Source organism: Bradyrhizobium barranii subsp. apii (genome assembly GCF_011516635.5).
Classification (GTDB): Bacteria; Pseudomonadota; Alphaproteobacteria; order Rhizobiales; family Xanthobacteraceae; genus Bradyrhizobium; species Bradyrhizobium barranii.
This window is the reverse complement of record NZ_CP096255.1, coordinates 803949-824165: the sequence shown is the minus strand read 5'-3', so window position 1 is coordinate 824165 and position 20217 is coordinate 803949. Positions and strand designations below refer to the sequence as shown.

Sequence of the window (20217 nt, the reverse complement as noted above, 5' to 3'; positions counted from 1 at the left end):
CAGGTATTTTCGCAAAGCAGGGCGGCAGGAGCTTGGCGGAAAAGCGGCGATATCAAGATTCCTTCTAACGATCCCGTGACGGTTTGCCGCGATAGAATTCCACTCCTGCGTGTGCTCCGATTCGCCCCCGATTCAATCAGTTGAGTGAAGAGCCCCTTGCGGCGGGGAACAGTTGGCGCGATCATGCAACTGTCATGATCCGCGGTTCCGGGGACGGTCCTTCGCGGATGCGATCATGCCGCGAGATGAGGAGGCGCTCGATGAGTCTGACGCCGGAGGATGCCGATCCGAGCGAGCAGCGCGCAGTGGCGCGCCCCACCGCTGCGAATGCCCAACCCAACCGGGTGACATTCAACCGGCTGGAACTGAACCGCACCCTCAACCTCTACGGCCGCATGGTCGCCGACGGCGAGTGGCGCGACTATGCCATCGACTTCCTGAAGGACCGCGCGGTGTTCTCGGTCTTCCGCCGCGCCTCGGAAGTGCCGATCTATCGCATCGAGAAGGACCCGCGGCTGGCGCGCAAGCAGGGCATGTACAGCGTGATCTCGGCGACCGGCCTGATCCTGCGCCGCGGCCACGAGCTCGAGCGCGTGCTGCTGGTGATCGATCGCAAGTTGGCGGTGGTTTAGCCTTACGGACGGTGCCGTAGGGTGGGCAAAGCGACTTGTCCGCCTTCGCTCTCCGAGCTACGGCGGACAAGTCGCTTTGCCCACCCTACGAGACCGAGGTTATTTCGGCACCGTGCTCGCGCCCTCGCCGAGGTCGCGTTGCATCATCACCGTGTCGAGCCAGCGGCCGAATTTCAGGCCAACATTGGGATGCGTGCCGATCATCTTGAAACCGCCGCGCGTGTGCACGCCGATCGAACCGGCATTGGCGGAATCGCCGATCACCGCGATCATCTGGCGGAAGCCGCGCGCCTCGCATTCGGCGATCAGCCGGTCCAGCAGCAACGAGCCGATGCCGCGGCGGTGGAACGTGGGATCGAGATAGATCGAGTTCTCGACCGTGAAGCGGTAGGCCGGCCGCGGCCGGTAGGCGCCGGCATAGGCATAGCCGGCGACGCTACGATCGAGGATGGCGACGAAATAGGGGTAGCCACCGTCGACCAGCGCGCGGTAGCGGCGCGTCATCTCGGCCAGATCCGGCGGCGCCAGCTCGAATGTCGCGGTGCCCTCGCGGACGGCCTGCTTGTAGATGGCGGTGATGGCGGGAAGGTCGGCCTCAATGGCGGGCCTGATCTCAGGTGCGGACATGGCGGCGAGATTAGAGCCTTCCCGCGGTCACTGGAAGGGGCAACGCCGCTTCCCCATGCTCCGTCATTGCCAGCGCAGCAGCCCTCCAATCTTCTCCGCTGTCATGCCCCGCGCAGGCGGGGCATCCAGTACTCCGAGACAGCGCGGCTAGAACCGAGCCGCTGCGGCGTACTGGATCGCCCGCCCCAGTGCGCAATTGCGCACGATGACAAGCCGGGGGGGGGCGTCGCGCATCCCGGCCCAAACAAAAACCCCGGCCTCTCGGCCGGGGTTCGTATCCGTTCCCTCGTCGAAGCGCTTAGTCGCGCTGGCCGAGGAGCTGCAGGAGCAGCGTGAACAGGTTGATGAAGTTCAGGTACAGCGACAGCGCGCCGGTGATGGCCGCACGCTCTGCGATGTCACCGCCGGCCGAGGCGTAGCCGTAGATGTAGTCGTTCTTCAGCCGCTGGGTGTCCCAGGCGGTGAGGCCGGCGAACACCAGCACGCCGACCACGGACACGATGAACTGCAGCATCGTGCTGGCCAGGAACAGGTTGACCAGGCTCGCGATGATGATGCCGATCAGGCCCATGAACAGGAACGAGCCCATCCCGGTCAGATCACGCTTGGTGGTGTAGCCGTAGAGGCTCAGTGCGCCAAACGTGGCCGCGGTGATGAAGAACACCCGCACGATCGAGGTGTGCGTGAACACCAGGAAGATCGAGGACAGCGAGATGCCCATCAGCGCCGCGAACACCCAGAACAGGATCTGCGCGGTCGAGGGGGCGAGACGGTTGATGCCCGCCGAGATCACGAACACCATCGCGAGCGGCGCGAGCATGAACAGCCACTTCAGGGGGCTGACGAACATCGCGTAGCCGAACGGCGTCAGGAACAGCTTGCCGACGCGGACGGCTTCCGGGGTCGGAACGTCGGTCACGGCGGCCATATAGACGCCGAGCGCGGCCAGGCCGGTGATGGCGAGGCCGATGCTCATGTAATTGTAGATGCGCAGCATATAGGCGCGCAGGCCGGCATCGACCGTCGCGGCGTCAACACGCCCGGCGGCCCTGCCGAAAGGAGAAGCGTAGTTACGGTCTAGGTCCGACATGGTCGAATTCCCGTTGGTTAGCCCGGTCCGGCATGAGGGTCGCCATGCCGCCGGTTCGTCAAATTCTATCTCGGATACCGATCTGTGCCGACTAAATTCTGGCTCATAATCGGGGGTCCGAACCCATTGGATATGTGGGAAACTAACACATTCGCTGCAACCGTCCACGCGCGGCTGAATGTCGCCCTCGCCCGCAATCCTGGCGAGCAGACGTGGTTAATCGCTGGAATCGTGCGATTCCGACATCGCGGGCTCGCCCGCTACCATTTGTCACAAATTCCGCAACACCGTGGCGGGCTTTTTGTTCAATGCCAGCAGCGTCCCGGCGAGCCCAAGTCCGACCGTGACGACCAGGGCCGCCGCGACCACGCCGGCCGCGCTGCCGGCCTGCCAAACGAAACTCAGCGTCATCAGCCGCGTCACGATCATCCAGGCCGCGACGCTGCCGGCGATCACGCCGAACACCGCGGTGGCAAGTCCGATCAGCAGGTATTCGAGGGCATAGGCGCCGAGCAGCCGCAGCCGGGTCGCGCCGAGGGTCTTGAGGATCACCGCATCGTAGACCCGGTGGCGGTGGCCGGCGGCGAGCGCGCCGCCCAGCACCAGGATCGCCGAGATCAGGGTCACCGCGCTGGCGCCGCGGATCGCGAGCGCCAGATTGGTCACGACCGAGCCGACCGTCTCCATCACCTCGCGCACGCGCACGCTCGTCACCATCGGATAGGTGTCGGCGACTTGCCTGATGATCTTGCCGTCGCCGGCCGCAGTGCCGCCGGCCTCGGTCAGCGTCGCGATATGGGTGTGCGGCGCGCCCTTGAAGGCGTTGGGCGAGAACACCAGCACGAAATTGATGCCCATGCCCTGCCAGTCGATGGTTCGCAGATTGCCGATTTTGGCCGGGATGTCGCGGCCGAGCACGTTGACCACGATCTCGTCGCCGAGCTTGAGACCGAGTCCGTCGGCGATCTTCTTCTCCATCGAGACCAGCAGGGGGCCGGAATAGTCGGCGCTCCACCATTCGCCCTCGACCACCTTGGAACCCTTCGGCAGCTCGGCGGTATAGGTCAGGCCGCGGTCGCTTTGCAGCACCCATTCGGAATCGGTGGTGGGCTTGAGGTCCTCGGCACGCACGCCGCGCGCAGCAACGATGCGGCCGCGCAGCATCGGCACGTCCTCGACCTTTGCGCCCGGCGCGATCCGGCGCAGATAGCCGTCGAACTGCTCGGCCTGCGTGCTCGGGATGTCGATGAAGAAGAACGACGGCGCGTGCTCAGGGAGGGCCGCAAGGAACTGCCGGCGCAGATTGCCGTCGATCTGGGTGATGGTGACGAGCACGGCGAGCCCGAGCCCGAGCGACAGCACGACGGAGGGCGTCAGCGCGCCGGGCCGGTGGATGTTGGCAATCGCCAGCCGCAGCATCGGCAGGCGCGTGCGCGGCAGCCGGCGCGCGATCATCATCAGCAGGGCGGCGATGCCGCGGAGCAGGGCGAACACGACGACGGAGGAGGCCACGAACACCGCGGCGATGCGCTTGTCGAAGGACAATCCGATCACGACCGCGATCAGCAGCGCGATCACGACGGCCATGAACACGACATAGCTCCAGCGCGGCCGATGCCATTCGGAGCTGATGGTGTCGCGGAACAGCGCGGCGACCGGCACGTCGTGCACGCGCCCGAGCGGCCACAGGCCGAAGGCGAGCGCCGTGAGCAGGCCATAGACGAAGGACAGCGCGAGCTCGTCGGCATGCACGGCCGGCACCACCGGCAGCGGCAGCAGTTTTCCGAACAGGCCGACGATGGCGAACGGCATGGCGGCGCCGAGCGCAAGGCCGATCACCGAGCCAATTCCCGCCAGCAGGAGGACCTGCGCCAGATAGATACCGAACACGTCGCGGCCGGTGGCGCCGACCGCCTTGAAGGCCGCGATGACCTCGAGCCGGCGGTCGATATGGCTCTTGACGGCATTGGCGACGCCGACGCCGCCGACCAGGAGCGCGGCGAGGCCGACCAGCGTCAAGAATTGCGTGAAGCGGTTGATGTTGCGCTCGAGCTGCGGCGAGGCATTGGAGCGGCTGCGGATCTCCCAGCCGGCCTGCGGCGCAGCGTTGCGCGCGTCCGCGATGAAGGCGTCGGTGGCGCGCTCGCTGTTGCCGGTATCAGGCAGCTTCACCCGGTAGACCCAGCGCACCAGGCTGCCGGGCTGGATCAGGCCGGTGGCACGCAGGCCCGCCTCGCTGATCAGGAAGCGCGGCCCGAAACCGATGCCGCCGGCGAGCTTGTCGGGCTCGGCTTCGACGGTGCTGCGGATCTGGAACGTTGCGCTTCCGATGGTGACGCGGTCGCCGGTCTTCAGCGACAGCCGCGCCAACAGCGTCGGATCGGCAGCGGCACCGAACGCGCCGTCGCGCTCCGCGAGCAGGTCGGACATCGGCAGCGGCGGCGCCAGCGTCAGCTGACCCAGCATCGGATAGGTGTCGTCGACCGCCTTCATCTCGACCAGCGCGAGCTGGCCGTCGGCGGAGCGCGCCATCCCGCGCAAGGTCGCGGCGGTGGAGACGGTGCCGCGCGAGCGCAGGAAGGAGACTTCCTCGGGCTTTGCCTCGCGCTGGAACAGCACGAAGGAGACGTCGCCGCCGAGCAGCGTGCGGCCCTCGCGCGCGAGACCGTCGCTCAGGCTCGCCGAGACCGAGCCGACGCCGGCGATGGCCATCACGCCGAGCGCGATGCAGGCGATGAAGACATAGAAGCCGCGCAGGCCTCCGCGCAATTCGCGCAGCGCGTAGCGCAGCGACAGCGCGACGCCGTTGGGTTTCGCGAACGGTTCGGCCGCGATGCTCATGCTGGCGCAGACTGGGTGTCGATGCGGCCGGAGCGCAGGCGGATCACGCGATCGCAACGCTGTGCGAGCGAGGAATCGTGCGTGACCAGCACCAAGGTCATGCCGCGCTCGGCATGTTTGTTGAACAGAAGATCGACGATCTGCTTTCCGGTCGCCTCGTCGAGATTGCCGGTCGGCTCGTCCGCGACGAGGATGGCGGGATCGGGCGCCAGCGCGCGGGCGAGCGCGACACGCTGCTGCTCGCCGCCGGACAGCTGCGTCGGATAGTGATGCAGGCGATCGCCGAGCCCGACCGATTGCAGCTCCTGCGCCGCGCGTCTTGCAGCGTCAGGGTTGCCGGCGAGTTCGAGCGGCACGGCGACGTTCTCGAGCGCCGTCATGGTCGGGATCAGATGGAAGGACTGGAAGACGATGCCGACCTGGCGGCCGCGGAAGCGGGCCAGCGCGTCCTCGTCGAGGGCATTGAAAGGCGTGCCTGACACCACCACCTCTCCGCTATCAGGACGCTCCAGCCCCGCCATCACCATCAGCAGCGTGGATTTGCCCGAGCCTGACGGGCCGATCAGGCCGATCGTCTCGCCCGAGGCGACCCGCAGGCTGATATCCTTGAGGATGTGAACGCGTGCCGCGCCCGTACCCAATGAAAGATTGACGTTGGAGATGGCGATGGTGTCCGGCGCGGTGCCGGCGAGCGAAGAGGTTTCGATGCGACTATCCATGGTCCGGTCATATGGCAACTCCGCATACGCGGTCGAGAGGCGTTACGGATTCTTCATGCACATAGCCGTGTTGATGTTCGCTTTGATGACGGCGGTGGATCCGGCATGGGCCGAAGCGGCAAAGCCGGTCAAGCTTGTCGTTCTCGGCGATTCCCTGAGCGCCGGCCTCGGCCTCCCGGCCCAGGACGCATTCCCCACAAAACTTCAAAAAGCCTTGCAGGCCAAAGGCATAGCGGTCGAGATGACCAATGCGGGCGTGTCCGGAGATACCTCGTCCGGCGGCCGTGACCGGCTCGACTGGTCGGTCCCGGACGGAACCGACGGCGTGATCATCGAGCTCGGCGCCAACGACGCGCTGCGCGGCATCGACCCCGATTTGACGCGTACTGCGCTGACCGACATCGTCCAGCGATTGAAGGCACGCAAGATCGCGGTGATGCTGTGCGGCATGCTGGCGCCGCCGAATTACGGCGCGGAATACGCCGCGCGCTTCAATTCGATTTATCCGGATCTTGCGAAAAAATTCGACGTGCCGCTCTATCCGTTCTTCCTCGACGGTGTCGCGGCCGACGCCAAGCTCAACCAGGCCGACGGCATTCATCCGACCGCGGCCGGCGTCGACATTATCGTTAACAACATCATGCCCACCGTGGAGGCATTTTTGCGCAACATAAGCGAGCAGCGCCGCTGAAAAGCGGGCAGCGCTAACCGTAATTCCCAGGGTTTTACCGGGGTGAGGCGCGCGATGCTTCGCAGAGTCACACAACTGCGATAGGAATCAGGGTACCGGTGATTCGTCGCCGGCTCTACAATTTGGATCTGATCCTTCCCAGGGATCATGCCCAAGCATCGGGAGTGCGAAACGATGCCGCGTTTGTTCACAGGTCTGGAAATTCCGGCCGAGATCGGCCAGACGCTTTCCAATTTACGGGGCGGCCTTCCAGGCGCCCGCTGGGTCGATCCCGAAAATTATCATGTTACCCTGCGCTTCATCGGCGATATCGACGGCATGTCCGCCAACGAGATCGCATCGATGCTGTTTCGCGTTGATCGCAAGCCCTTCGAGGTGAAGGTGCAGGGGCTCACGAGCTTCGGCGGCCGCAAGCCGCGCGCGGTGGTCGCGACCATCGCGCCGAGCAAGCCGCTGATGGAATTGCAGGCCGAGCTCGAACGCATGATGCAGCGGATCGGCCTCGATCCTGAAGGCCGCAAGTTCACCCCGCATGTCACGCTGGCCCGGCTGCACGACGCGTCCGACCGCGACGTCGCCGACTATCTCTCGCTGCGCGGTTACTTCCCGAGCAAGGCGTTCATGGCCGAACGTTTTGTCTTGTTCTCGTCACGCGCATCGACCGGCGGCGGCCCCTATGTGGTCGAGGACGCCTACGAGCTGTGTGAGTGAGCTAGCTCTCGTGCCCCGGACGCGGCGCAGCGCCATCAGCGCGTTTACGCGCGTCTTCGACACGCTATGGCGGTGCGCTGCTGAGCCGGGGCCCATCGCTCCACGATGGATGTACGAAATAGTGGGTCCCCGCTCTGCGCAGCGTCACTGCTTCCCGTAGCGCGTCCGGGGCGCGGAACGCATACCCCGCCCACCAATTCACGGCTTGCAATTTCCGCGCATCTCTGGCGGTAAAGAGCCATGCTCTCCACCCCCAGTTCCTCATTCCGCGAGGCATACCAGGCCCAGATCGCGTCCGGCGCGATCGAGCCCGATGCTGCGCAGGCCGAAATCGCCGAAGCCTATGCGGCGCTCGACCAGCGGCTCGCGAATTACAAGCCGCAGCGCAAGCAGGGCCTGCTCAGCCGTCTGTTCAGCGGCGACAAGGACGAGGCGCCGCGCGGGCTCTACGTCCATGGCGAGGTCGGCCGCGGCAAGACCATGCTGATGGATCTGTTCTTCCAGCACAGCACCGTCGAGCACAAGCGCCGCGCGCATTTCCACGAGTTCATGGCGGAAGCGCATGAGCGCATCTACGATTATCGCCAGGGCATCTCGCGCGGCGAGATCGCCGATGGCGACGTCATCACGCTGACCGCGAACGCGATCTTCGAGGAAAGCTGGCTGCTTTGCTTCGACGAATTCCACGTCACCGACATCGCGGACGCGATGATCCTCGGCCGCCTGTTCGCAAAGCTGTTCGAGCTCGGCACCGTGGTGGTCGCGACCTCCAACGTCGCGCCCGACGATCTCTACAAGGGCGGCCTGAACCGTTCGCTGTTCCTGCCCTTCATCAAGCAGATCACCGACCACATGGACGTGCTGCGGCTCGATGCGCGCACGGATTTCCGCCTGGAAAAGCTTCAGGGCGTGCCGATGTGGCTGACGCCGGCCGACGGCGACGCCGGCGCGGCCCTCGACCGCGCCTGGTCGAAAATGACCGGCGGCGCCAAATGCAAGTCGCGCGATATTTCGTTCAAGGGCCGCATCCTGCACGTGCCGTGCTCGGCCCATGGCGTGGCGCGGTTCGGATTTGCGGATCTCTGCGAAAAACCGCTCGGCGCGTCCGACTACCTCCGCCTCGCGCACGACTATCACACCATCCTGGTCGACCATATTCCAGTGATGGATTTTTCCCAGCGCAACGCCGCCAAGCGTTTCATCACGCTGATCGATACGCTCTATGACAATGCCGTGAAGCTGATGGCCTCGGCCGATGCCAATCCGATCTCGCTCTACCTCGCCCACGAGGGCAACGAGGCCATGGAGTTCAAGCGGACGGCGTCGCGCCTGATCGAGATGAGCTCGGAATCCTATCTGGCTCTGCCTCACGGCCGCAAGGATTCCACCGCCAGCGGGTCCACCAAGGGTCTGGTGGAGACTTAAGTCCTATTTGCCAGCGCTGTCATTCCGGGGCGTCGCGAAGCGACGAGCCCGGAATCCATACTCCCGCTGGTGGTTATAGATTCTCAGATGCGCAATTGCGCATCGTAGCTCGCGACTTTCGTCGCGCCCCGGAATGACAGGGATGCGCTTCAATGTTCGCCAAGCCCGACAATTGGGCATCCACCGACTTGAACGGGGGGAGCGAAAGGGATAACCACCCGTCTCAGTTTTCCCCTCCTTAACGTGTCTAAAGGACAGGTTCACATGGCGCGCGACAAGATTGCTTTGATTGGCTCCGGTCAGATCGGCGGAACGTTGGCTCATCTCATCGGCCTGAAAGAACTGGGCGACGTGGTGATGTTCGACATCGCCGAGGGCGTGCCGCAGGGCAAGGCGCTCGACATCGCCCAGTCCTCGCCGGTCGACGGTTTTGACGCGCACTACACCGGCGCCAATTCGTACGAAGCCCTCGACAACGCCAAAGTCTGCATCGTCACCGCCGGCGTGCCGCGCAAGCCCGGCATGAGCCGCGACGATCTCCTCTCCATCAACCTCAAGGTCATGGAGCAGGTCGGCGCCGGCATCAAGAAATACGCCCCCGACGCCTTCGTCATCTGCATCACCAACCCGCTCGACGCGATGGTGTGGGCGCTGCAGAAGGCTTCGGGCCTGCCGCACAAGAAGGTCGTCGGCATGGCCGGCGTGCTGGATTCCTCGCGCTTCCGTTACTTCCTGGCCGACGAGTTCAACGTCTCGGTCGAGGACGTCACCGCCTTCGTGCTCGGCGGTCATGGCGACACCATGGTGCCGCTGGTGAAGTACTCCACCGTCGCCGGCATTCCGCTGCCCGACCTCGTCAAGATGGGCTGGACCTCGCAGGCGCGCCTCGACGAGATCGTCGACCGCACCCGCAACGGCGGCGCCGAGATCGTCAATCTGCTCAAGACCGGCTCGGCCTTCTACGCGCCTGCTGCTTCCGCGATCGCGATGGCCGAGAGCTATCTGCGGGACAAGAAGCGCGTGCTGGCCAGCGCCGCCTACCTCAACGGCGAATACGGCGTGAAGGACATGTATGTCGGCGTGCCCGTCGTGATCGGCGCCAAGGGTGTCGAGCGCGTCGTCGAGATCGAGCTCACCGGCAAGGACCGCGAGGCGTTCGACAAGTCGGTCGGCGCCGTACAGGGCCTGGTCGATGCCTGCAAGAAGATCGCACCCGATCTTCTCGGCCGCTAAGCGAGAGCAATCCCCGCCGAAGATCGAAAAACCGGTCTTCGGCGGTTTCATTTCCGGGCCCCGCGTCGGGCGGGTTCCGGGTCCGCAGTCCAGAGATCTCGATGTCAAAGAATCCGGGTTGCAGTTCCTGTGGTATATGGTATGCCAGCCACAAGACTGAGGTGGGCCCTAGAGGTCACCGCCCGCGGGTTCAGGGAGCGACCATATGAATATCCATGAATATCAGGCCAAAGCGCTGCTGAACGAGTTCGGCGTCGCGATCTCAAAGGGCGTCCCCGTCCTGAAGCCCGCGGATGCGGAAGCCGCCGCCAAGGCCCTCCCGGGTCCGGTCTGGGTGGTGAAGAGCCAGATCCACGCTGGTGGCCGCGGCAAGGGCAAGTTCAAGGAAGCCTCGGCCGGCGACAAGGGCGGCGTCCGCATCGCCAAGTCGGCCGCTGAGGTCACCGAATTTGCCAAGCAGATGCTGGGCGCGACCCTCGTGACGATCCAGACCGGCCCCGCTGGCAAGCAGGTCAACCGCCTCTACATCGAGGACGGCTCGGACATCGACAAGGAGTTCTACCTCTCGCTCCTGGTCGACCGCGAAACCTCGCGCGTCTCCTTCGTCGTCTCGACCGAAGGCGGCGTCAACATCGAGGACGTCGCGCACAACACCCCTGAGAAGATCGTTACCTTCTCCGTCGATCCCGCGACCGGCATCATGGGCCATCACGGCCGCACCGTCGCCAACGCGCTGAAGCTCTCCGGCGATCTCGCCAAGCAGGCCGAGAAGCTCACCGCGCAGCTCTACACCGCCTTCGTCGCCAAGGACATGTCGATGCTGGAGATCAACCCGCTGGTCGTGACCAAGCAGGGCCAGCTCCGTGTGCTCGACGCCAAGGTGTCGTTCGACGACAACGCGCTGTTCCGTCATCCCGAGGTGCTCGCGCTGCGCGACGAGACCGAGGAAGACGCCAAGGAAATCGAGGCGTCGAAATACGACCTCAACTACGTCACCCTCGACGGCAACATCGGCTGCATGGTCAACGGCGCCGGCCTCGCGATGGCGACGATGGACATCATCAAGCTCTACGGCATGGCGCCGGCGAACTTCCTCGACGTCGGCGGCAGCGCCAGCAAGGAGAAGGTTGCGGCCGCGTTCAAGATCATCACTGCCGATCCCAACGTGAAGGGCATCCTGGTCAACATCTTCGGTGGCATCATGAAGTGCGACGTGATCGCCGAAGGCGTCACGGCCGCCGTGCGCGAGGTCGGTCTCAGCGTGCCGCTGGTGGTCCGCCTCGAAGGCACCAATGTCGAGCTCGGCAAGAAGATCATCCGTGAATCCGGCCTGAACGTGGTGCCGGCCGACAATCTCGACGACGCCGCGCAGAAGATCGTGAAGGCCGTCAAGGGAGGCTGAGGCCATGACCCAGGACCATCTCGCCGCATCATCTCCGCTTGCAGAGCACACGCGCCTCGCCGCGTTCGCCGGCGAATGGAATGGCGAAGAGGTGGTCTTCCCGTCGCGCTGGACGGAGGGTGGGCCGGCAACTTCGCATGTCGTCGCACGCATGGATCTGAACGGATTTTACCTGATCCAGGATGCTGTCCAGATCCGCGACGGCAAGCAGGTCTTCGCCACCCACGGCCTCTTCACCTACGATCGTGAGGACCGGACCTACAAATTGTTCTGGTACGACTCGCTCGGCTACACGCCGCCCTCGCCCGCCTCCGGCGGCTGGGTCGGCAAGACCCTGACGCTGGTGCGCGGCTCGCTCCGCGGCAATGCGCGCCACGTCTACGAAATCATCGACGACGATTCCTACTCGTTGAAGATCCAGTTCTCGCCGGACGCGGAAGGCTGGGCCGATGTGCTCACCGGCATCTACCGCCGCATCCACTGACCTCTCACTCGTTAGTTCGCGAAAGCAGACCTCATGTCCATCCTGATCGACAAGAACACCAAGGTCATCTGCCAGGGCTTTACCGGCAAGAACGGCACCTTCCACTCGGAGGCCGCGCTTGCCTACGGCACCAAAATGGTCGGCGGCACCTCGCCGGGCAAAGGCGGCGCCACCCATCTGGGCCTGCCGGTGTTCGACACGGTGCGCGAGGCGCGTGAGAAGACCGGTGCCGATGCGTCGGTGATCTACGTTCCGCCGCCGGGCGCGGCCGATGCGATCTGCGAAGCCATCGACGCGGAGATCCCGCTGATCGTCTGCATCACCGAGGGCATTCCTGTTATCGACATGGTGCGCGTGAAGCGCTCGCTGGCCGGTTCCAAGTCGCGCCTGATCGGGCCGAACTGCCCGGGCGTCATGACCGCCGGCGAGTGCAAGATCGGCATCATGCCCGCCAACATCTTCAAGACCGGCAGCGTCGGCATCGTCTCCCGCTCCGGCACGCTGACCTATGAAGCCGTGTTCCAGACCTCGCAGGAAGGCCTCGGCCAGACCACCGCGGTCGGCATCGGCGGCGACCCGGTCAAGGGCACCGAGTTCATCGACGTGCTGGAAATGCTGCTCGCCGACCCCAAGACCGAATCGATCATCATGATCGGCGAGATCGGCGGTTCCGCCGAGGAGGACGCCGCCCAGTTCCTCAAGGACGAGGCCAAGCGCGGCCGCAAGAAGCCGATGGTCGGTTTCATTGCCGGTGTCACCGCGCCTCCCGGCCGCCGCATGGGCCATGCCGGCGCGATCATCTCCGGCGGCAAGGGCGACGCGGGTTCCAAGACCGATGCGATGAAATCGGCTGGGATTACAGTGTCTCCGTCTCCCGCCCGCCTCGGCCACACGCTTGCCGAAAAGTTGAAAGGCTAGTTCACTTCTTCGTACTTTTCCGGGCGAAGTTTCGTAGCAACTAGGATAAATGGTGCCTGTCGCGCTGGGCCTCTGCCGGGGAGCCCAGCGCCAGCGCCGTTTGTTATGCGCGAACCGAAATCGCCAGGAACTCAAGCATGTCTCGCCAGGACGCGAACGCAGCCTTTGCCCTCTCCTCCTTTTTGCAGGGCACCAACGCCACCTACATCGACGAAATCTACGCCCGCTACGAGAAGGACCCGTCCTCGGTCGACGCCGAGTGGCAGGAATTCTTCAAGAGCCTAAACGACCAGCCCGGCGATATCAGCAAGAACGCCGAAGGCCCGTCCTGGGAGCGCGCCAACTGGCCGCTGACCCCGCAGGACGACCTCACCTCCGCCCTCGACGGCAACTGGGCCCAGGTCGAGAAGGCGGTCGGTGCCAAGATCGCCGCCAAGGCGCAGGCCCAGGCGGGCAACAAGGGCGCTGATTTCTCGTCCGCCGACGTGCTCCAGGCCACGCGCGACTCCGTCCGCGCGCTGATGCTGATCCGCTCCTACCGCATGCGCGGCCACTTCCACGCCAAGCTCGATCCGCTCGGCATCGAAGCCCCGCGCAATCGCGAAGAGCTCGACCCGCGCACCTACGGCTTCAGCGAAGCCGATTTCGACCGCAAGATCTTCCTCGATCACGTGCTCGGTCTCGAATACGCCACGCTGCGCGAGATCACCGCGATCTGCGAGCGCACCTACTGCCAGACGCTCGGCGTCGAGTTCATGCACATCAGCAACGCCGCGCAGAAGGCGTGGATCCAGGAGCGCATCGAGGGACCGGACAAGGAAATCTCGTTCACCCGCGAAGGCCGGCGCGCCATCCTGACGAAGCTGGTCGAAGCCGAAGGCTTCGAGAAGTTCTGCGACACCAAGTTCACCGGCACCAAGCGCTTCGGCCTCGACGGCGGCGAATCGCTGATTCCCGCGCTCGAGCAGATCATCAAGCGCGGCGGCAATCTCGGCGTGAAGGAAGTCGTGCTCGGCATGCCGCATCGCGGCCGCCTCAACGTGCTGACCCAGGTGATGGGCAAGGCGCACCGCGCCCTGTTCCATGAATTCAAGGGCGGCTCGGCCAACCCCGATGCGGTCGAAGGCTCCGGCGACGTCAAATATCACCTCGGCGCCTCCTCGGACCGCGAGTTCGACGGCAACCGCATCCATCTGTCGCTGACGGCGAACCCTTCGCATCTCGAGATCGTCGATCCTGTGGTGCTCGGCAAGGTCCGCGCCAAGCAGGACCAGCACGGCGATCCGCCGGACCAGCGCATCTCGGTGATGCCGCTCCTGATGCATGGCGACGCCGCGTTCGCCGGCCAGGGCGTGGTCGCGGAATGCTTCGGCCTGTCTGACCTGAAGGGCTACCGCACCGGCGGCTCCGTGCACTTCATCGTCAACAACCAGATCGGCTTCACCACCTATCCGCGCTACTCGCGCTCCTCGCCCTATCCGTCTGACGTGGCGAAGATGATCGACGCGCCGATCTTCCACGTGAACGGCGACGATCCGGAAGCGGTGGTTTTCGCGGCCAAGGTCGCGACCGAATTCCGGCAGAAATTCCACAAGCCCGTCGTCATCGACATGTTCTGCTACCGCAGGCATGGCCATAACGAAGGCGACGAGCCGGCTTTCACCCAGCCGGTGATGTACAAGAGGATCGCCGCGCATCCGTCGACGCTCGAGCTCTACGCCCGCCGCCTGATCAGCGAAGGCGTGATGACCGAGGGCGAGGTCGACAAGGCCAAGGCCGACTGGCGCGCACGGCTCGATGCCGAGTTCGAGGCCGGCACCTCCTACAAGCCGAACAAGGCCGACTGGCTCGACGGCAAGTGGTCCGGCTTCAAGATCGCCGATCAGGAAGAGGATGCGCGCCGCGGCGTCACTGGCGTCGACACCGCCGAGCTGAAGGAAATCGGCCGCAAGATCACCAAGGTGCCGGATGGCTTCCGCGTCCACCGCACCATCCAGCGCTTCCTCGACAACCGCGCCAAGGCAATCGACACCGGCGCCGGCATCGATTGGGCGACCGGCGAGGCACTGGCGTTCTGCACGCTGCTCAACGAGAACCACCATGTCCGCCTGTCGGGCCAGGATTCCGAGCGCGGCACCTTCTCGCAGCGCCATTCGGTCCTGATCGACCAGGAAGACGAGAGCCGCTACACGCCGTTCAACCATCTCGGCCACGAGCAGGGCCATTACGAGGTCATCAACTCGCTGCTGTCGGAAGAAGCCGTGCTCGGCTTCGAATACGGCTACTCGCTCGCCGAGCCGAACACGCTGACGCTGTGGGAAGCCCAGTTCGGCGACTTCGCCAACGGCGCGCAGGTCGTGTTCGACCAGTTCATCTCCTCGGGCGAGCGCAAATGGCTGCGTATGTCCGGTCTCGTCTGCCTCTTGCCGCACGGCTATGAGGGCCAGGGACCGGAGCACTCCTCGGCGCGTCTGGAGCGTTACCTGCAGATGTGCGCCGAAGACAACATGCAGGTGGTCTACCCGACCACGCCGGCGAACTACTTCCACGTGCTGCGCCGCCAGCTTCATCGCGAGATCCGCAAGCCGCTGATCCTGATGACGCCGAAGTCGCTGCTGCGTCACAAGCGGGCGGTGTCGCGTCTCGAGGAGCTCGCGAAGGGGACGACCTTCCACCGCATCCTCTATGATGACGCCCAGATGCTGCCGAACGAGGCGATCAAGCTCGTCCCCGACGAGAAGGTCCGCCGCATCGTGCTCTGCTCCGGCAAGGTCTATTACGACCTCTACGAGGAGCGCGAGAAGCGCGGCATCGACGACATCTACCTGATGCGCGTCGAGCAGCTTTATCCGGTGCCGCTGAAGGCGCTGGTGGCCGAACTGTCGCGCTTCAAGAAGGCTGAAGTGGTGTGGTGCCAGGAAGAGCCCCGCAACATGGGCGCCTGGCACTTCATCGAGCCCTATCTGGAATGGGTGCTGAACCAGGTGCACGGTGTGAGCCGGCGTCCGCGTTACGTCGGCCGCGCCGCTTCCGCCGCGACCGCCACTGGTCTGATGTCCAAGCATCAGGCGCAGTTGAAGGCGTTCCTGGACGAAGCACTGAGCTGATCTTTCTGAACTGCGTCATGCCCCGCCTCGTGCGCAATCGCGCACTGGAGCGGGGCACCAGTACGCCGCGACGTCCGTGCAGAATACGAACGTCCGGCTTGCTGGATGGCTTGCCTTTCGCGGGCCGATGACGACCGAATTTTTGACCGCACCGGCGATCCCTTAAGGAAAAGACCATGACTGAAATTCGTGTGCCGACGCTCGGCGAATCCGTCACCGAGGCCACCATCGGCCGCTGGTTCAAGAAGGCCGGCGATCCCGTCGCCGTCGACGAGCCCTTGGTGGAGCTCGAGACCGACAAGGTCACCATCGAAGTCCCGGCGCCGTCCGCGGGCACGCTGAGCGAGATCGTCGCTGCCGATGGCGCAACCGTTGCGGTCGGTGCGCTGCTCGGCCAGATCACCGACGGTGCCGGCGCTGCGAAGCCCGCCGCTGCTCCCGCGAAGCCCGCCGCCGCTGCTGCTCCGGCCGCCGTGGCTGCTGCTCCTGCGCCGGCTCCGGCCGCGAAAGCGCCGCCGGCCGACGCCCCGCTCGCCCCGTCCGTGCGAAAGCTCTCGGCCGAGACCGGCATCGACGCTTCGACCGTTCCGGGCTCCGGCAAGGACGGCCGCGTCACCAAGGGCGACATGCTCGCCGCGATCGAGCGCGCGGCGTCGGCGCCGACCCCGGTCAACCAGCCCGCCGCCGCCGTTCAGGTCCGCGCGCCGTCGCCGACCGACGATGCCGCCCGCGAAGAGCGCGTGAAGATGACCCGCCTGCGCCAGACCATCGCGCGCCGCCTCAAGGACGTGCAGAACACCGCGGCGATGCTGACGACCTTCAACGAGGTCGACATGACCAACGTGATGGCGCTGCGCGCCCACTACAAGGATGCGTTCGAGAAGAAGCACGGCTCGAAGCTCGGCTTCATGGGCTTCTTCACCAAGGCCGTCGTGCAGGCGCTGAAGGACATCCCGGCGGTCAACGCCGAGATCGACGGCACGGATCTGATCTACAAGAACTATTACCACATCGGCGTCGCGGTCGGCACCGACAAGGGTCTGGTCGTGCCCGTCGTGCGCGACTGCGACAACAAGTCGATCGCCGACATCGAGAAGGGTATCGCCGATTTCGGTCGCCGCGCCCGTGACGGCCAGCTCAAGATCGACGAGATGCAGGGCGGCACCTTCACCATCACCAATGGCGGCATCTACGGCTCGCTGATGTCGACCCCGATCCTGAACGCGCCGCAGTCCGGCATCCTCGGCATGCACAAGATCCAGGAGCGTCCGATGGTCGTCGCCGGCAAGATCGGTCCGCCCGATGATGTACCTGGCACTGTCCTACGATCACCGCGTCATCGACGGCAAGGAAGCCGTCACCTTCCTGGTCCGCGTCAAGGAGAGCCTGGAAGATCCGGCGCGCCTGGTGCTCGATCTCTGATCCCTGAAGCTCTGCGAGCGCCGTCGCCTTGTCGTGCGACGGCGCGGGTCGAACCATGGAGGCGCGCGTGACGGATAAGGTCGTTGTCATCACCGGCGGCAGCCGCGGCATCGGGCGGGCGACCGCGATTGCGGCGGCCGCGCGCGGCTTCCGTGTCGTCGTCGGCTACGCCAGCAACAAAACGGCTGCTGATGAGGTGGTCGCCCAGATCGCGGCCAGCAACGGCAAGGCCATCGCGGTGAAATGCGATGTCGCCGAGGAAAGCGACATAATCGAGCTGTTCAAGGCTGCCGACAAGTTCGGCGCGCTCGGTGCACTCGTCAACAATGGCGGCATCGTCGGCCAGAGCGGCGTGCGCGTCGACGAGATGTCGGCGGAGCGCATCCGGCGCGTGATGGCGGTCAACGTCACCGGCTCGATCCTCTGCGCGCGCGAAGCGGTGAAGCGGATGTCGACCAAGCACGGCGGCCAGGGCGGCGTCATCGTCAATCTGTCATCGGTCGCTGCCAGACTTGGTGCGCCGAATACCTATGTCGACTACGCGGCGTCCAAGGGGGCGATCGATTCCTTCACCGTCGGTCTCGGCTATGAGGTCGCAGGCGAAGGCATTCGTGTCGCGGGCATCCGCCCCGGCCTGATCGACACCGAAATCCACGCCGCCGGCGGCGAGCCCGACCGCGCCCATCGTCTGGCCCATATGGTGCCGATGAAGCGCGTCGGCACCGCCGACGAAATCGCCAACGCCATCGTCTGGCTGATGTCGGACGAAGCCTCCTACGTCACCTCGGCTATTCTCGATGTGTCCGGCGGACGCTGACACATCCTCATCACGCTAAACTCACGGGACTTTCTCTCATGGCTACCTACGATCTCGTCGTCATCGGCACCGGACCGGGCGGTTATGTCTGCGCGGTGCGCGCAGCCCAGCTCGGCATGAAAGTCGCCGTGGTCGAAAAGGACGCCACGCTCGGCGGCACCTGCCTCAACGTCGGCTGCATGCCGTCGAAGGCGCTGCTGCACGCGTCCGAAATGTTCGAGGAAGCCGCGCACTCCTTCGCCAAGATGGGCGTTTCCGTTTCCGCGCCGAAGCTCGAGCTTCCGGCGATGATGAACTTCAAGCAGCAGGGCATCGACGGCAACGTCAAGGGCGTCGAATTCCTGATGAAGAAGAACAAGATCGACGTGCTCAAGGGCACCGGCAAGATCTTAGGGACAGGCAAGGTCGAAGTGTCCGCCGACGGCAAGTCGCAAGTGGTCGAGACCAAGAACATCGTGATCGCGACCGGCTCCGACATCGCGCGTCTCAAGGGCATCGAGATCGACGAGAAGCGCATCGTGTCGTCGACCGGCGCGCTGTCGCTGGACAAGGTCCCCGGCAAGCTCCTGATCGTTGGCGCCGGCGTGATCGGCCTCGAGCTCGGCTCGGTGTGGAAGCGGCTCGGCGCTGAAGTCGTCGTCGTCGAATTCCTCGATCGCATCCTGCCCGGCATGGACGGCGAAATCGCCAAGCAATTCCAGCGCATCCTGGAAAAGCAGGGTTTTGGATTCAAGCTCGGCGCCAAGGTCACCGCCGTCGACACCTCCGGCAAGTCGCTGAAGGCGACCATCGAGCCCGCGGCCGGCGGCGCTGCCGAGACGCTGGAAGCCGACGTCGTTCTCGTCTGCATCGGTCGCGTGCCGTACACCGATGGGCTCGGCCTGAAGGAAGCCGGTGTGGCGCTGGACAATCGCGGCCGCGTGCAGATCGACCCGCATTTCGCCACCAGCGTGAAGGGCGTCTATGCCATCGGCGACGTCGTCGCGGGCCCGATGCTCGCACACAAGGCCGAGGATGAAGGCGTAGCCGTTGCGGAGATCATCGCAGGCCAGGCCGGCCACGTGAACTACGACGTTATCCCAGGCGTCGTGTATACCACGCCGGAAGTATCCTCCGTCGGCAAGACCGAGGAGGAGCTGAAGCAGGCGGGTCAGGCGTATACCGTCGGGAAGTTTCCTTTTACCGCCAACGGCCGCTCCAAGGTCAACCAGACCACCGACGGCTTCGTGAAGATTCTCGCAGATGCGAAGACCGATCGCGTGCTCGGCGTGCACATTATCGGCCGTGAAGCCGGCGAAATGATCCATGAGGCCTGCGTTCTCATGGAGTTTGGCGGCAGCGCGGAAGATCTTGCGCGCACCTGCCACGCGCATCCGACCCGCTCGGAGGCCATCAAGGAAGCCGCGCTTGCGGTGGGCAAGCGGGCCATCCATATGTAGGCGACGCGCCTAGCGTCGAATCGGGCGGGAAACACATGCTGCGCCGCCTACTTCAACCGGTCTGGGTCCTGCTGGCGATCATCTTCCTGATCGAAGCCTGGCTGTGGGACCATCTCGAGCCGATCGTCGCGCGGGTTGTCGCAGCCGTCCCGCTCGCACGCTTCAAGCAATGGCTGACGGAGCGCGTCGATGCGCTGCCGCCGGCGATGACGCTGATCGTGTTCGCGGTGCCGATCATCCCGCTGTTTCCGCTCAAGCTGATGGGCCTGTATCTGCTCACGCATGAATACTGGCTGAGCGGCGTATCCACGTTTCTGTTCGCAAAGCTGCTCGGCGTCGGCGTCACCGCCTTCGTGTTCGACGTGACGCGCGACAAGCTGATGGAGATGCGCTGGTTCGAGCGGCTCTACGATCTCGTGATGAAGCTGCGCGCCAAGGCCGCCGAGCTGGTCGACCCGATCAAGCAGCGCATCCGCGAGCTGATCGCCGGCAACGGCGAAGGCTGGTCTTCCCGTACGCTCCGCCTGATCCAGCGCTTTCGCAAGAGCGTGCACCAGGCGCGCTAGCTGCTCGTTATAGACTCACTGTCATTGCCACACACTCGATGTCATCGCCCGGCTTGACCGGGCGATCCAGTATTCCAGAGACGTCAATCGAAT

16 protein-coding genes and 1 pseudogene are annotated in these 20217 nt (G+C 64.8%); 13 read left to right on the top strand and 4 right to left on the bottom strand.

Going from position 1 to position 20217, the window contains the following annotated elements; all coding sequences use genetic code 11:
• Positions 1 to 260 precede the first annotated feature (260 nt).
• Entirely contained in the window at positions 261 to 632 is a 372-nt protein-coding gene (locus tag HAP41_RS03875) for a DUF2794 domain-containing protein (protein WP_166053243.1), read from the top strand.
• 99 nt (positions 633 to 731) lie between these two features.
• On the opposite strand, the gene HAP41_RS03870 is transcribed toward HAP41_RS03875, so the two are convergent.
• From HAP41_RS03870 to HAP41_RS03855, 4 genes are all read right to left on the bottom strand, one after another.
• Positions 732 to 1259 (bottom strand): GNAT family N-acetyltransferase, encoded by a 528-nt coding sequence (locus tag HAP41_RS03870; RefSeq protein ID WP_135215831.1) that lies wholly within the window; start codon positions 1257 to 1259, stop codon positions 732 to 734.
• A 298-nt stretch (positions 1260 to 1557) separates the two neighbouring features.
• Entirely contained in the window at positions 1558 to 2349 is a 792-nt protein-coding gene (locus HAP41_RS03865) for a Bax inhibitor-1/YccA family protein (RefSeq protein WP_014490629.1), read from the bottom strand.
• 270 nt (positions 2350 to 2619) lie between these two features.
• Entirely contained in the window at positions 2620 to 5190 is a 2571-nt protein-coding gene (locus tag HAP41_RS03860; RefSeq protein ID WP_166053304.1) for an ABC transporter permease, read from the bottom strand.
• Positions 5187 to 5909 (bottom strand): ABC transporter ATP-binding protein, encoded by a 723-nt coding sequence (locus HAP41_RS03855; RefSeq protein ID WP_071908649.1) that lies wholly within the window; start codon positions 5907 to 5909, stop codon positions 5187 to 5189. The genes HAP41_RS03860 and HAP41_RS03855 overlap by 4 nt, the downstream gene beginning before the upstream one ends.
• Before the next feature lie 55 nt (positions 5910 to 5964).
• Here HAP41_RS03855 and HAP41_RS03850 point away from each other — a divergent pair, with 55 nt between their 5' ends.
• From HAP41_RS03850 to HAP41_RS03795, 12 genes and pseudogenes are all read left to right on the top strand, one after another.
• Positions 5965 to 6600 carry an arylesterase gene (locus HAP41_RS03850; protein ID WP_166105213.1) on the top strand — a complete coding sequence of 212 codons (636 nt, stop codon included), beginning with the start codon at positions 5965 to 5967 and terminating at the stop codon, positions 6598 to 6600.
• Between the two features lie 174 nt (positions 6601 to 6774).
• The gene (gene thpR / locus HAP41_RS03845; RefSeq protein WP_028150485.1) at positions 6775 to 7311 is read left to right on the top strand and encodes an RNA 2',3'-cyclic phosphodiesterase; all 537 of its coding nucleotides are present in this window, start codon (positions 6775 to 6777) and stop codon (positions 7309 to 7311) included.
• 240 nt (positions 7312 to 7551) lie between these two features.
• Positions 7552 to 8736 carry a cell division protein ZapE gene (gene zapE / locus HAP41_RS03840; RefSeq protein WP_166053392.1) on the top strand — a complete coding sequence of 395 codons (1185 nt, stop codon included), beginning with the start codon at positions 7552 to 7554 and terminating at the stop codon, positions 8734 to 8736.
• 264 nt (positions 8737 to 9000) lie between these two features.
• The gene (gene mdh / locus HAP41_RS03835) at positions 9001 to 9969 is read left to right on the top strand and encodes a malate dehydrogenase (protein WP_063980412.1); all 969 of its coding nucleotides are present in this window, start codon (positions 9001 to 9003) and stop codon (positions 9967 to 9969) included.
• A 205-nt stretch (positions 9970 to 10174) separates the two neighbouring features.
• Positions 10175 to 11371, top strand: coding sequence for an ADP-forming succinate--CoA ligase subunit beta (sucC, locus tag HAP41_RS03830; protein WP_135215827.1), 1197 nt, complete (start codon positions 10175 to 10177; stop codon positions 11369 to 11371).
• A 4-nt stretch (positions 11372 to 11375) separates the two neighbouring features.
• A complete protein-coding gene (locus tag HAP41_RS03825; RefSeq protein ID WP_166053462.1) occupies positions 11376 to 11855 on the top strand; it encodes a DUF1579 family protein in 480 nt (159 codons plus the stop codon).
• A 33-nt stretch (positions 11856 to 11888) separates the two neighbouring features.
• The gene (gene sucD / locus HAP41_RS03820) at positions 11889 to 12773 is read left to right on the top strand and encodes a succinate--CoA ligase subunit alpha (protein ID WP_025575976.1); all 885 of its coding nucleotides are present in this window, start codon (positions 11889 to 11891) and stop codon (positions 12771 to 12773) included.
• 137 nt (positions 12774 to 12910) lie between these two features.
• A complete protein-coding gene (locus HAP41_RS03815; protein ID WP_166053496.1) occupies positions 12911 to 15880 on the top strand; it encodes a 2-oxoglutarate dehydrogenase E1 component in 2970 nt (989 codons plus the stop codon).
• 176 nt (positions 15881 to 16056) lie between these two features.
• Positions 16057 to 17302: pseudogene (gene odhB / locus HAP41_RS03810) on the top strand (2-oxoglutarate dehydrogenase complex dihydrolipoyllysine-residue succinyltransferase).
• 55 nt (positions 17303 to 17357) lie between these two features.
• A complete protein-coding gene (locus HAP41_RS03805; protein ID WP_175617941.1) occupies positions 17358 to 18119 on the top strand; it encodes an SDR family oxidoreductase in 762 nt (253 codons plus the stop codon).
• Positions 18120 to 18157: 38 nt separating this feature from the next.
• Complete coding sequence (gene lpdA, locus HAP41_RS03800; protein WP_166053629.1) at positions 18158 to 19558, top strand: dihydrolipoyl dehydrogenase; 1401 nt, start codon at positions 18158 to 18160, stop codon at positions 19556 to 19558.
• 35 nt (positions 19559 to 19593) lie between these two features.
• Positions 19594 to 20124, top strand: coding sequence for a hypothetical protein (locus tag HAP41_RS03795; RefSeq protein ID WP_135215824.1), 531 nt, complete (start codon positions 19594 to 19596; stop codon positions 20122 to 20124).
• Positions 20125 to 20217: the final 93 nt, after the last annotated feature.

Coding starts and splice junctions, on each gene's coding strand:
- HAP41_RS03870 (WP_135215831.1), bottom strand. CDS start 1,259: ATGTCCGCACCTGAGATCAGGCCCGCCATTGAGGCCGACCTTCCCGCC.
- lpdA (WP_166053629.1), top strand. CDS start 18,158: ATGGCTACCTACGATCTCGTCGTCATCGGCACCGGACCGGGCGGTTAT.
- HAP41_RS03875 (WP_166053243.1), top strand. CDS start 261: ATGAGTCTGACGCCGGAGGATGCCGATCCGAGCGAGCAGCGCGCAGTG.
- sucC (WP_135215827.1), top strand. CDS start 10,175: ATGAATATCCATGAATATCAGGCCAAAGCGCTGCTGAACGAGTTCGGC.
- HAP41_RS03805 (WP_175617941.1), top strand. CDS start 17,358: ATGGAGGCGCGCGTGACGGATAAGGTCGTTGTCATCACCGGCGGCAGC.
- HAP41_RS03850 (WP_166105213.1), top strand. CDS start 5,965: ATGCACATAGCCGTGTTGATGTTCGCTTTGATGACGGCGGTGGATCCG.
- mdh (WP_063980412.1), top strand. CDS start 9,001: ATGGCGCGCGACAAGATTGCTTTGATTGGCTCCGGTCAGATCGGCGGA.
- HAP41_RS03865 (WP_014490629.1), bottom strand. CDS start 2,349: ATGTCGGACCTAGACCGTAACTACGCTTCTCCTTTCGGCAGGGCCGCC.
- zapE (WP_166053392.1), top strand. CDS start 7,552: ATGCTCTCCACCCCCAGTTCCTCATTCCGCGAGGCATACCAGGCCCAG.
- HAP41_RS03815 (WP_166053496.1), top strand. CDS start 12,911: ATGTCTCGCCAGGACGCGAACGCAGCCTTTGCCCTCTCCTCCTTTTTG.
- HAP41_RS03795 (WP_135215824.1), top strand. CDS start 19,594: ATGCTGCGCCGCCTACTTCAACCGGTCTGGGTCCTGCTGGCGATCATC.
- sucD (WP_025575976.1), top strand. CDS start 11,889: ATGTCCATCCTGATCGACAAGAACACCAAGGTCATCTGCCAGGGCTTT.
- HAP41_RS03860 (WP_166053304.1), bottom strand. CDS start 5,190: ATGAGCATCGCGGCCGAACCGTTCGCGAAACCCAACGGCGTCGCGCTG.
- thpR (WP_028150485.1), top strand. CDS start 6,775: ATGCCGCGTTTGTTCACAGGTCTGGAAATTCCGGCCGAGATCGGCCAG.
- HAP41_RS03855 (WP_071908649.1), bottom strand. CDS start 5,909: ATGGATAGTCGCATCGAAACCTCTTCGCTCGCCGGCACCGCGCCGGAC.
- HAP41_RS03825 (WP_166053462.1), top strand. CDS start 11,376: ATGACCCAGGACCATCTCGCCGCATCATCTCCGCTTGCAGAGCACACG.